Origin of the sequence: Microcoleus sp. B7-D4 (genome assembly GCF_036705125.1) — a bacterium.
Taxonomy (GTDB): domain Bacteria; phylum Cyanobacteriota; class Cyanobacteriia; order Cyanobacteriales; family Microcoleaceae; genus Microcoleus.
The window spans coordinates 1-13,336 of record NZ_JAUBTT010000115.1; the positions used below are offsets into that span (position 1 = coordinate 1).

The window sequence follows — 13,336 nt, forward strand, 5'->3', positions numbered from 1 at the left end:
TGGTTGCCCCCATGTCCCAAACGCCTGTGAAATCGTCTGTGGGTGGGGGCGGGCACGGGGGCACCGCCCCTACAAAAACCTTTTGGTGAGAATGAAACCGCCCTGCCCTTATTAAGGGGGCGCCGGGGGGATCGGATTCTACGGGGCCTCATAAAAAATTGGTATAAGTTTTATTTAAGTATTCCCACCCTGAAGTAAAGGACGACTGCGCCTGATTCGGCTGAATACCCGCGTGACTAATTCAGGCCCTAGTACCGGCTTGGTAATAAAATCATCAGCTCCCGCTGCAAAGGCTTGTTGGAGAGATTCTGGATCGGTATGGGCTGTCACCACCAAAATCGGTAAATTTTCCCATTGGATATCTTGTCGCACCACCTGACACAATTCTAACCCGCTGACGATCGGCATTTCTAGATCCAGCACTACTAAATCGGGCTCAGTGCGAATTAACACATCCCAAAATTGCTCTGGTTCTTTGAGAATTGTCACCTCAATTCCCCAAGGAGTCAGTAACGCTGATAATTTAACCAGCATCACAGGGTCATCATCTACGATTAAGACTTTCGCTTCTGAAGTTTTGGGAGTGGGTAAAACACGGGCGATGGCTCGAAAAATTTGCTCGGTGGTTGCAGGTTTGTGGAGAAATTGCTTAGCACCTAAGCGCGATACTGCCAAGCGATCGGCAAGGCTATCTCGTCCGGTAAAGACAATTATAGGCAGGTTAGGCGATCGCTCGGTCAGTTCTCGCAGTAGCGTCAATCCATCTTCCTCTGTCTCTGCAAAGCTTAAATCTAGTAACATCACATCGGGCATTGACAAAGCAAGACGCGATCGGGCAGCAGTAATATTCGGCGCAATTTTCATCCGCAATCCCCAAGCTTCGGATTCTACTTTCAATCGCTCCGTTAATGCAGCATCATCATCAACTACCAAAACCCGATAGTTGAAAGTTGAAATAGTAGAAACTGGTACAGCCGTTGATGTAATCGGTGTTTTGGCTAATTCCTGCTGTAATCCTGTCACCAATTCCGAGAAGCGGGTAATTTCCTCAGCAGTCAAAGAGCGATATTTTATTAGCAAATGCTCTGCCGAGCGTGCCAATTTCGAGCCTTCGGGATAACCAAAAGATCCCAGAGAGCCAGCTAATTTATGAGCTTCATGTTTGGCCGCGTGCTGTAATTCTGTTTCTAAATTTCCTGCTAATAGAGCAGTTTTTGCCTGTTCCAATACAGCAATTTGTTGGTTGAAGCATCCCCGAAACCGCTCTAACACTTTGTAGCTTTCGGACTTATCTACCCCGTGAGATTGATGTTTTTTGGTGCGCTCAATCCCAAGATTATTTGAACTAGACGATGCAGATTGGGTGTACGGTTTCAGTCGATAGCCCATGCCATAAACTGTTTCGATGATTTCTTCAGTTAAGCCGCCGGCCTTCAATTTCTTTCTGACATCCTTAATATGAGTGATAATGGCGCGATCGGTTGGTGCCTCATCAAATCCCCACAAACGATCCAAAATAGCACTGCGACTAAAGATGCGATCGGGATTTCGCAGTAATAATTCCAGCAGATTATATTCGGTCGGTGTCAGTGAAATTATTTGTTCGCAAAATGTCACTCTACCAGACTCTAAATCTAAACAAAGCTCTCCCCAAGTCAATGTATTAGCCGCTGAATTCTGAGTAGAACCTCCTGGGGAAAGTGCTTTACTGCGTCGCAATAAAGTTCGTATTCTTGCCAGTAATACTTCCGTAGCAAAAGGCTTGCTGATGTAATCATCGGCGCCCGCATCGAGAAGAGCCACCATCTCCGCATCTGAATCCTTTGCCGTCATTAACAGGATCGGTTTGTGGTAGCCTTGCGATCGCAATTGCCGACATAGACTAATTCCATCGAGTTTGGGAACCTGCACGTCTAACACAATTAGATCGTACTCAATTGCTGCTGCCAAGTCTAGGCCCACTTGTCCATCATTTGCCCGATCCAACCCGTAATGATTTGCTTCCAACACATTTGCCAGTGTTGCTCTCAGCCCTCCATCGTCCTCTACGAGCAGAATTTTTATCTGAGACTTCTTCATTTTGGCTGTGCGGTTTAATTTCCATGCGATCGACGCGCTTTGATGTCAGGCCGAAGCGTGGCTTTTAACTAAATCACCAAAAAACGAGCGACAAGCCCCGGGCTACCGACATGGGGAGGAAAGCGGCTGCGACTTCAGTCGCCTTGAATCAAAATCCATAGGAATAGCCATCTTTTTTGTGAATAGGTTGGCAATATTTATGACTAATTCCTGCTACTCTTCCCTTCATTGTAGCGATGTCGAACGAACCGGATGCACGGCAAAGAACTCGTCCCACGTAGGAACCGACTTTCTTGCCTGCGGTGACGGTAGCGCTGATAATATCGCCCGTTTGAAAACCAAAATGGATCTGCTTTTTCGATCTGTGTCGAACTGGGAAGCCAAACCTATTTGTGCCACACATATGTCGAGTACCGTGTCCGGCTGCTTTTATTAACAGCGGTTGAAAAGTCAGCACCTTTAATTCTTCGACTTTGCCTACGCAAGCAGCATCTAACCAGTGGGATTTAGGTAGCTGCAAACGAGTGCGATTAAATTTTGTTAAGCCACCACTGCCAGTAGAAACTGGTAAACCAGTCGTCAAACGGAGTCCGTTAAACAACGCCCAGCGAGTTGAATTAACTGCTGCTGCATCTTTTAAGGAACGTTTTGCTTGGGAGAGAATCCGCTTTAAAATATCGGGCTTTTTAGATAGGAATTGCTCAATATCTTGAGTGCCTTTCTTTTTGTTGCAAGTATCACAAGCAAGGCACAGATTAGAAATTCGATTAGATCCGCCTTTGGCTCTGGGATGAATGTGTTCGACTTGTAGTGGCATATCCGTAATTCCACAATACGCGCACTTTCTGTCCCATTTGTTCAATAAATATTCGCGGATCTCGTAGCCGTATAGAACGCCTTGCTGGTACTCCAGTCCACTAATTTCTGGGTTTTCTGATTGTTGCAAGTCGAACCGCACAAGTTCTTGCGAAACAGAAGCAATGGGAGCAACTTTCCTCAATCTCTTTACCCAAGTTAAGGTTGTTTCTACACGATGTTGCAAGCTTGGAGCCAACCACCCTTTCGAGCGAGTTCTGTTTAATAATCTAGCTTTTCGGTAGCGGGTATGACGATTTCTTCTGCCTCTACGCAATGAACGGCGAGACTCCAGACCAGCTTTAATAGCTTGACCTCGGTGAGCTAGTTCTGCACCAAAGATTACGTCTTTTCCTTGCACTAATGCGATTCCAGTAGCCTTGGAGCCAGGGTCTAATTTAAGAGTGATTGGTTCCTGGGGTGCTGTTATCTCTACCGTGAGAATGAGTGTGAATGGATATCTTTTAAAAACAGCAGCTTTGCCAGTGGTTAGCAATTTGCGAGCCAATCCTGGACGAATTGGATTGAGCGGTCGTTTGTGGATATCAAGTACAAAAACGAAATTAGACACAAAGTCCTCCATTGCTGGGTAAAGTTCGCTCCCTTGAATGTTTTAGGAGCTTGTTATGCCAAAAGCACTGGTTTAACCCCGTTAATCCTGTTTAACTTTTGGCGATAGAGCGGAAAACTAGCGTCGCATTTTCCGGTATCATGACTCTAAAAACGTAGGTCTAATCCTGTCTCTGGTAAGGTTCGGGCTTTCTTCTTGCACCGCTGGCGATCGAGCCGGACTTCCTAAAAGCCCCCGCTTTTAAGCGTGGGGTTCCTTACTGCTACTCATTACTACTGCTTTTATCTTATCATTTTTGCAGTCCCATAACCTAAAAATTGCTGTCACTTCCCCAGTTTAGATAAAACGGATCGCCCTTTCCTTCATCTGCGTCCATCCGCGTTTATCCGCCTGCATCTGCGGTTGCTAAAAAGCGATCGCCCCCAAAAAGAGCGATCGCCCTCCCAAACAAATTATCCCTCATCCTCCGACTTTACAGGAGGACGCCCAGAAATCACCATAAATCCCACAGACTCAAGAGTCATGTGCGGGCGGCGAATCCCAGCTAAAACCGCTTGACTCAACAAACTTTCCGTACTAATTTCATCAGCCAAAACCGATTCTAAAAGTTGTTCGGATTTAGAAAGTCGATTCAACCGCAATTGCAATTGATTCACCCGGTTTTCTAGTTGGATAGCAGCAGTAACAGCAGATCGATCGCACATTTCCACAAAAGCCGATCGCCCGCGCAGCAACTCCTCCGATACCACCCGTCCCTTTTGACAAAAATCATCCCATTCTAGCGGATCGACAAAACTGTCAATCAGCGACGTGCGATTTTTCGACAAATTATAATCCCGATTCGGCCCACCTTTCCCCTTATAATCCCGCTGCAGAATCGCCAGAAGTTCCGCATCTTCCACCAGAGACATCTGCTCACTGCGAGCATCTACAAACACAGTTTCAAATATTGGGATAAACAGAGCATCAGCGCGGCGCTGCAAAGCTTTCAAGTTGTAATTTTCGATGTTTTGTGCTTGCAAAACTTGCTTGGCTGGCTGCACATCAGTCTGGATTGAATAATTAAACTGAAAGCCGAACCACTCCTTCCCGGGCTCCGCATCCCAACTTTCATCATGCCGCCACATGGCAAAAGCTTGACCGCGATCGTCCCAGCGAATATAAGAGCTAATTGCATCGATCAACCCCTCACCAATGCGGTAAAGAGCGACATCCGCATTCTGATAAGCAATGCGGCGATTGTAACTACCATATTGCTGGCAATAAGGAACCAATCTGGTCATCAAATCGTTCGAGGGAATTAACGTTTTTTGAGTAGGTTTATAGCGCATCAACCCCGATATACTCGGATGTTCGATTTGTTTGAAGTGAAGAGCTTGACACAACCAACCTTCAGTAGCCCGCTGCATTTCTTTATGCTTAGCATCGCAGTTGTCGAGAGATTCAAAATACTGAGATGCACTGTCATCCAGAGTATCAATTTCATCGAGAACGTACTGTTCGTCAATTTTGATTTTCTCTTGTGCGATTTCAGTTTTAATCGCTTCAATTTCGCTGGATAAGCCCTTGCCTCCCTCAGCAAACAACTTTTCTTCAAGTTTGAGAAGTTTTTCCTCAGCATAAAACTGAAGGCTGGCAATAGATTTGTTGAAGATATCAAACCCATCTTTTAAAACTTGAAACCAAGCTTCGTGGGGACTCTCTGGCAAATCCGGGCCTGCAAACAAACAAAATTGCACTCCCATTTTGCTGCCAATGCGATCGACTCTGCCGAGTCTTTGTTCTAACTGGTTGGGAAACCACGCCAAATCGAAGTGAACTAACCAATCTGTCAATTGCAGATTTACCCCTGCTTCGGCCGATCGATCGCACACTAAGATAAAACAATGCGGCTCAGTCTTAAACCGCTTGAGACTAGCCTCAACATCATCAGCCGATTTGCTCGTGTCATGGCTGGCGATCGCATTTTTACCAAAGATTTTAGCTAAATTTTCCGCAATCTCTTTACAAGTTGCAGTAAAACTGGTAAAAATCACAATTTTCGGGAAACGCTCGCCCGGAATCGGTCGTTTAATTTGCTGTTGAATTCTCGACAGCAAATCGCGAGGTTTGCTGTGATACTCGCGCGGAACCTTCAAAGCAACTGCCAGAAATCGGAGAACCGCGATTCGTAACAAACTCAGTCGATCCAGCCCTTCCTGGGGCTTTTCCAGGGTATTGAGCAAGGTTTCCAGCATTTCCCTTTCTTCGGGAAACAGCGCAGTTTTGGTCAAAATCGCCGTGTCATTTTGTCCAAATTCGCGATCGAGTTCTGGAGTCGATTTTTTCTGCAAACGAGCTTTGACAACCCGTTCTAAAACATTCAGCCAAGTACCAGAAGCGCGGAAAAATAGCAGAAAAATTCTCTGATATTCGCTCGACTTGGGAGCCACTGTGCGCCATTTATCGAGTACGGTTTGAATTTCCGACCACTGTTCATCATTCAGATCGTACTCAGTTTTGGGGACAGCATCTCGCTCGAAAATCACATCTTCAACCGCATCCCGGCGGTTGCGAAGGATGCGACGATGGAGGCGGTAGGTATCGCTAACGTGAGTGCGAATAGTTCGGACAAGCCGAGCCTGTTCTGCTGTTTCTTTAGTTTTCAAACAACTTTCTAACTCTGTTGCTAATCCGATTAAATAATCATCTTTGGCAAAAATAGTGCGAAGTTGAGCGAGTTTTGTTTGCAAAACAGCAGGCTGGGAATTTTCTCGGAAATCTAGCAAAGCGCGGCCGATTTCTTGACGGTTTTGCACCTGTTCCTTGAAGCTTTCCAGGTCATCAAGACGGTAAGTTGTGGGATCTAGCAAGTGCAGCATCGTTAGAAAATCTTGCTCGTGGCCGAGAACTGGCCTTGCAGATAATAACAATACATTTTTGCTTTTCTGAGCTAGTTTCTGACAGAGTTCAAAGGACTGCTGCTGAGCGCGATCGCTCGAATTTGCCATTGCCGCCACATCATGCGCTTCATCAACAATCAGAAAATCCAGGTTAGCGTTGCGGCTAATTTGATTGATTTCGCTAACAGCAACAAGCTGCACTCGGTCAGCAAAATGAGACAAATAGAATTTATTTTCCAACTCCTGCCGCCACTGTTCGAGCAAGTATTTCGGAACCAGTACCACAGCGCGTCCGTTGGGTTCATCTAGCAGGAATTGGCGGAGAATTGTGCCGGCTTCTACTGTTTTTCCCAGTCCTGGTTCGTCTGCCAATAAATAGCGCACGATTGGGTCTTCTAGGACGCGCCGCACGACTTCAACTTGGTGCGGATAGAGGTCTATGTTAGCAGAAATTAAACCGGTCATGCCGCGGCTGACGGCCCGCTGTTCGATCGCAGATTGAACAAATGCCAATCGGCGATCGTGAAAATACGGCGTTTCTTGGCCTTTGACTGCTAAAATGTCGATCGGATCGGCGATCGGGATATTGCAGCGAACGTAAAGTTCGGTTTCAACAGCTTGCAAACTTTGGCTGTCGGGCAGGTCAATTTCGTACTCTAATTTATCTTCATCCCAATCATAAACTCGCCCAATTATCCATCTTTCCTGAGTGGTACTCCAGAGGTAGCAGCGGGTTTGGCGCTGAAGTCTAGCTTCTTGCAGTAGACTTAAGGGCACGGTTTTGCGGATGCGATTTTTAACTGAGCAAAAATATTCAACTACCGCCTCGATACGCGATACCTCAACAACTTTTCCGACTCCCAAATCGTTTCTGGGCGATCGAACTAACGAACCAACATCAATCATAATTTCAGCCTGACAATACTTACTAGAATACACTAACGCCTTTCAAGTTAAAAATTTTAGCAAAATGCGATTTTTGCCGCCGTCACTTTTCTAGTCAAATGACAGTCAATCGATTTTAGATTTTAGATTTTAGATTTTAGATTTGAAGCATTGACACCACGGATAAATACGTTCGGCAAGTTTCATCGGATACACGTTTTTGATTTCTCCGTCTTGAGTCTCCGAAGGAATGAATCACGTGGCGGGTATCCTCGATGCTTTCGGTCAATCTGGCATTCGGAAAACAATAAGTTTAGCATGGTAACTAACATTTTGGGCATTGAATAAATATGCTGACAGCGAATAAGTATAATAGGACTGACGCACCTACTACCATTTTCTGTCCCAAGAAAACCTAGTGAAACAATCTCAAACCCTTGATTCAACGCCCTTGAGTCCGTAAGTCCTGAATAACTAATTACGAGGAAGGAAAAATAACGCCTAGATTCCCGGATTCCCATTTCGGATATTTCTGCATCACACTGCTATAAATTTCCGACTCTGTGAACCCTGCTAACCAAGCTTGTAGCCCAGGCCAAGGCTGTTCGTTGAACCAAGTTTGATCTGTATGAGCAAATTGACGAACAAAAGGTGCGATCGCCATATCAGCCAATGCTACATTGTTACCAAACAAATATTTAGTGGCACTTAACTGTGAGTTGAGTTTTTCCAGGAATAAAGAACCCTCATAACGATGTATTTGGGCATCAACACCTGGATAACGATCCGGGTACTTATAACGGTCAAGATGATATTTAAACCTATCATCAAATAGAGCGATTAGTTCCAGCATTTCTGTAACAGAACCTTGCTGTGGCATCAACCATTTGTCAGGATCGTGTTGTCTCAATGCCCACAACATGATATCGATACTTTGATCGAGTACACGCCCGTCAACATCAATCAATATTGGTACTGTACCTTTGGGAGATACCTCCAACATCTCTGGTGGTTTCTCTCGCAAAACAACTTCCCGTAACTCACACACCCGATTGCTAACCATCAAGGCCAAGCGCGCCCGCATAGCATAGGGACAGCGGCGAAAGGAATACAAAATCGGGTATGTTGCTGACATATTATATGTTTAGTCGATCGCACGATCGGGTTTTTCGGGTCAGAAACCCGGTTTCTTTCGATATTTCTCGTCGCCAAACAAGATTTTTCGTAGAAACTGGGTTTCTTTGAGCTTAGTGAATAATAATATTAGTCGCAGGCCTCATCTACTTTTTCCTTCGCATCGTAGCGCGCGCCTATATGTACTTGGTTGCGACGCTTAGCAAGCTCAATCTGACGTTGACGTTCAGATAAAGCTTGTTTTTTGGTTTCAGTTTTTGAGTCATGACAATGAGGACAACTCACACCAAGTACAAAGAATTCAGAAGCCTTATCTTCCTGACTAATCGGGTGACGACAACCGCGACAAAGTTCATAGTTACCAGGCTTTAAGTCCTGACCAACAGAAACCCGTTCATCAAAGACAAAACATTCACCTTCCCAACGACTTTCTGCTTCCGGCACCGTTTCCAAATATTTTAAAATTCCGCCTTCGAGATGATAGACTTCCTCAAAACCTTGACTACGCAAAAAAGCAGTAGATTTCTCGCAGCGAATACCACCCGTGCAAAACATTGCCACCTTGGGTTTATTGCGTAAAGCAGTTTCCCGCCGCACCCATTCAGGTAACTCAGAAAAGCTTTTTGTTTTGGGATTAATAGCGCCTTCAAAAGTACCCATAGATACCTCGAAGTCGTTACGCACATCAACCACGACAACATCGGGATCGTCAAGCAGCTTATTCCACTCATCAGGCTTAACATATTTGCCAGCCATGAGGCGGGGATTAATGTCCGGTACTCCCATCGTGACTATTTCGCGCTTCAAGCGTATTTTCAGACGGTAAAAAGGTGCTTTTTCCGAGAAAGATTCCTTGTGTACCAGATCCGCAAAACGCTGGTCACTACGCAAGAAGGCCAGCACTGCGTGTACGCCCTCGGACGAGCCGGCAATAGTGCCATTAATGCCTTCTTGGGCCAGCAAGATAGTGCCTTTAACGTTGTTGTTGTTGCAACAATCGATTAGCGGTGCTTTCAGCTCAGCAAAATCAGGTAGTTCAACGAACTTATATAAAGCAGCGGTTAAGAAATAAGCCATAGATTGAATTGATAGCACTAATTAGAATTTTGAAAATTAATTTAAACCGGACGGTGGGACTCGAACCCACGACGTTCAGATTGACGAGTAAGTATCGGTCATGCAACCGCCTGCTGGCAGAGGATTGTATGCTCAAAGCTGAATTGTGTCTCCTATTTTGTCTCCAAAGTGCTAGCCTTGTCCTGTTGCTTTTGAAATTTTACCATGACCGATGCGTCTAGTAGAGCCAAGAAAGGATCGGTAGTTGTCCAGACTCGCAGTGGTAGACTGCGCTTGCAGTTGCCCAGGCAGATTTACGGGGGCGATCGTAAGTACCTGTACCTAAACCTACCTGACACCCCTGAAAACTGGGAATTGGCACAAGCTAAAGCCCAACTGATTGAATCCGACATCAAGTTCGAGCGTTTTGACCCTACCCTCAAAAAGTACAAGTCGCAAACTCACTTGACCGTCGTTGAGACTATCAAGTCCAAGCCCGAACTGACTCTAACTAAATTGTTTGAGAGATATTTAGAGTTCAAAAAACCTGCTGTCAAGCCCACAACTTTTCACTATTTAGTAACGAGCATTCAGGCTTATATTAACCGCTGTCCCTACCAAAGTTTGTCCGAGGATGATGCTTTGCAAATACGCGCGTGGCTGCTAGGCGATACTACTAACAGCATGACTAAGCGAATCTTGACTTATATAAATGCAGCGGTTGAATGGGGAATTAAATTTAAAATTATCACCAGGTTGTCCACTTCCCCTTTTAACGGAATGGCAGCCGACTTGCCAAAACACAACTGGCAAAGTGACCCCGAACCGAACGCTTTTAGTCCCGAAGAAAAGGCGTTGGTATTAGAAGCCTTCAAGAACCACAGGGGAAATTGGAACGGCAGGGGTTATGGAGGGCAGAAGCTTTGTTACTACTACCCTTTGGTGCAGTTTTGGTTCATGACTGGATGCCGTCCCTCCGAGGCTGTTGGTTTGAGGTGGCGCGATATTGCCTCCGACTTTTCTCACATTGTGTTTAACGGCAGTGTACAGCATCCGGGCGGGATGGAAACTAGGGTTGATGGTAGTAAAAATAACAAGCGCCGCAAATTTCCTTGTAATCAGGAATTGAGCGAGTTTTTAAGAAAGCTTGAGCCGGAAAACTTGACGGACAACAACAGTCTGGTTTTTCCCTCACCCAAGAAGGGCGGGGCGATTAATTACAGCAATTTCACTATACGAACGTGGCATAAGTTGGTTGATCCAATTACTGAGAAAACTCGCGAGTTTGAAGAAGACCGCAAAACCACCACCCCTTATTCTTGTCGGGATACTTTTATTAGCGAGCAGGTTGGTAAAGGCGTACCGAGTGCAGTTGTGGCTAAGTGGTGTGATACGTCGGAGAAAGTAATTAATTCTGTGTATTTGGATGGCAAGATTTTGGAGCATTTACGCCCCCTTTGATGCTATTAATATGTTGATTCTAGGGTCATTTGAGGAAGATTTAGCTAGCTCGAAGACGGACAAAGACCCAGACAAAGGTCCGACACCTAAGCCACCAGCCGAAAAAGTTTATCACAGGTTGGACCTGTTGCGCTCAATCATAAAAAGTCCAGGGCGGAATTGGCGGATCTAGCAATCCTAAATGATTTGCAAAACCCTACGCGAGAAAGATGCTTGCACTACAAGGATTCTGATCTCGATTAATTTTGCGACTGATTTAGGACTGCTATATAGGGGCGGTGCTGGACGTACTTGCAGAGCTAGGCGATCGACCCCATCTGTATTTGGAGACAGTCAAAATTGTCTCCAAATTGTCTCCAAATTATCTCCAACTAGCTATCCAAAACCCGATCTTTATCTCCAAAACATCCTTTGCAATCACGGAAAACAAGCCCTAGAAACGCCAAAACCCTTGATTTCTCAAGGGTTTTAAATACTGTTCGCGCAAGCGGACGGTGGGACTCGAACCCACGACGTTCAGCATGGGAAGCTGACATTCTACCGCTGAATTACGCCCGCGCTTAGTGTTTTTTAGCTGTTTTCACTTTGTAGCAATTACGCTCAAAAACGACTATAAAACATTATACACCTATTTTCTGATTTGGATCAGGCGATTTTGAGTGTAAGCTGTGGAGCATTTAAACCAGTAACGAGGCTAGTAGGGTGCGTCATTCGCGAACCCTTACGCTGAAACGGAAAACCTTAGATGCTGACGCACCTTACGCAAGTCCTTTAAATGCCGAACAGCTTAACAGGACTTAGGCACTCCGACCAAAGAAACCGGGTTTTTTACCCAATCTAGCGGTTTCAACAAAGTATTTTCGTAAAAAACCCGGTTTCTGATCCCCATGCGTAAGTCCTCTGTCAATTTTGCGTGGGCCCGATCGCCCCTCCACCCGACAAAAAAGTCCTGCACCAAAGGCAGGACTTAATCTAACTTAAATTTCTCAGTCTCAAGCAAGAGGGACTTTGTTTGACAAGAAGCGGTTTCAACCGCCGATCGATCCAGGGGAATCGAACTTTGCCCTTAGACGAAGCGCAAAGAGGTGCTGTCAATAGCCAGGAAAGAAACTGATTGGACGATCGCAATCAATTCATCCGCGCCATTCGTCTTCTTAAAGATAGCGGTTCCAGCAGGCAATCCTTCGGGTGAAGCACCTAACTGGTAAGTGCTAGGAGCACCTTGAAGTTGGAGGATATCTTCAGTCGGGTTAAAACCGACAATCAAAGCGTAGTCGCCTGCGCCAGTGCCGGTATCGTTGCCATCGTTGTAATAGAACTTGGTGGCATCTCCCAGCAAGAAAGTATCGTTGCCTTCTGCGCCAATCAGGGTATCGACTTCGCCTAGCCCTGGGTTAGCAGCAGTGCCGTCAACGCCACTGAGAATGTCGTTGCCTTCTTTGGCATAGAGGAAATCGTTGCCAGTACCGCCCAGCAAAGCATCATTATCTTTACCGCCGTAGAGGTTGTCGTTACCAGCGTCGCCGGCTAAGGTATTGTTGCCTAGATCGCCACTGATGGCATCGTTACCGTCGCCGCCATACAAAACGTCGTCACCTTTTCCTCCTAACTCGATATCGTTACCGTCGCCTCCAATCACGGTGTCATTGCCGTCGTTGCCAAATAGGAGATCGTTGCCGTCGTCGCCAAATAAGGCATCGTCTTCTTTGCCTCCGAAGAATGTGTTGTTTTCGCTATTGCCGATTAAGGTGTCGTTGCCTTTGTTGCCGTAGACGGGACTGTTAGCGTCGATCGCAATTATCGCGTCATTGCTGTTGCTGCCGATATTCCCTGACGCTGAGCCTGTCGGTGCGGGCGCGCTTGTGACTGTGAGTGCGATCGGAAGTGCGATCGTCTGAGCTTGCGCGGGAGTGAAAACGGGTGTGGGTGTTGTAGCCGGTGTGGGCGTCGTAACCGGTGTGGGTGTCGGTGTGGGTGGCAGCGGTGGGAGTGCAACCGGTGTTGGCGCGGCGGGTGTCGGCGCCGTGGGTGTTGGCGCCGTGGGTGTTGGCGCCGTGGGTGTTGGCGCCGTGGGTGTCGGCGCGGTGGGTGTCGGCGCTGTGGGTGTCGGCGCTGTGGGTGAGTCTGGTAAATTAGCAGCCAGAATGTCGCTACCAGAGAGGTTGTTGATGGTTTCGATCAAACCCGCACCCGCGAGGGTTGGGGATGCACCAAAGAAGTCTAAAATCACCAAGTCATCCGTAGGGTTGGCTATTCCGTCTTTGTTGATATCAACTACCAGACTGGTACCTTGCCGCCCTAAGCCCAGAGTTCCCGCTGTCAAGGACAGAGAAATATTGGTTGAGGTACTAAAACCGATCAACACATTATCGATGCCATCGGTATCCTGAATCTGACTCGACTGGCTTGCCGA

At 46.4% G+C, this 13,336-nt stretch carries 7 protein-coding genes and 1 tRNA gene; 1 reads left to right on the top strand and 7 read right to left on the bottom strand.

Features of this window, described 5'->3' with window-relative positions; all coding sequences use genetic code 11:
• Positions 1 to 174 precede the first annotated feature (174 nt).
• The 5 genes from QUB12_RS32115 to trhO form a co-directional block, all read right to left on the bottom strand.
• Complete coding sequence (locus QUB12_RS32115) at positions 175 to 2,079, bottom strand: response regulator (protein ID WP_333310285.1); 1,905 nt, start codon at positions 2,077 to 2,079, stop codon at positions 175 to 177.
• Positions 2,080 to 2,227: 148 nt separating this feature from the next.
• Positions 2,228 to 3,505: an RNA-guided endonuclease IscB gene (iscB, locus tag QUB12_RS32120; RefSeq protein ID WP_333310288.1), complete on the bottom strand. Its 1,278-nt coding sequence runs from the start codon at positions 3,503 to 3,505 to the stop codon at positions 2,228 to 2,230.
• A gap of 452 nt (positions 3,506 to 3,957) precedes the next feature.
• Positions 3,958 to 7,326 carry a protein DpdE gene (gene dpdE, locus QUB12_RS32125; protein ID WP_333310290.1) on the bottom strand — a complete coding sequence of 1,123 codons (3,369 nt, stop codon included), beginning with the start codon at positions 7,324 to 7,326 and terminating at the stop codon, positions 3,958 to 3,960.
• A gap of 424 nt (positions 7,327 to 7,750) precedes the next feature.
• Positions 7,751 to 8,407, bottom strand: coding sequence for a glutathione S-transferase (locus tag QUB12_RS32130; RefSeq protein ID WP_333310292.1), 657 nt, complete (start codon positions 8,405 to 8,407; stop codon positions 7,751 to 7,753).
• Between the two features lie 128 nt (positions 8,408 to 8,535).
• Positions 8,536 to 9,483 (bottom strand): oxygen-dependent tRNA uridine(34) hydroxylase TrhO, encoded by a 948-nt coding sequence (trhO, locus tag QUB12_RS32135; protein ID WP_333310294.1) that lies wholly within the window; start codon positions 9,481 to 9,483, stop codon positions 8,536 to 8,538.
• Between the two features lie 204 nt (positions 9,484 to 9,687).
• Here trhO and QUB12_RS32140 point away from each other — a divergent pair, with 204 nt between their 5' ends.
• On the top strand, positions 9,688 to 10,923 hold the full coding sequence (locus tag QUB12_RS32140; RefSeq protein WP_333310296.1) for a tyrosine-type recombinase/integrase: 1,236 nt from the start codon (positions 9,688 to 9,690) through the stop codon (positions 10,921 to 10,923).
• Between the two features lie 486 nt (positions 10,924 to 11,409).
• On the opposite strand, the gene QUB12_RS32145 is transcribed toward QUB12_RS32140, so the two are convergent.
• Positions 11,410 to 11,481, bottom strand: a tRNA-Gly gene (locus QUB12_RS32145).
• A 508-nt stretch (positions 11,482 to 11,989) separates the two neighbouring features.
• Positions 11,990 to 13,336, bottom strand: a 1,347-nt coding sequence (locus tag QUB12_RS32150) for a calcium-binding protein (protein ID WP_333310298.1), incomplete at its 5' end; no start/stop codon positions are given.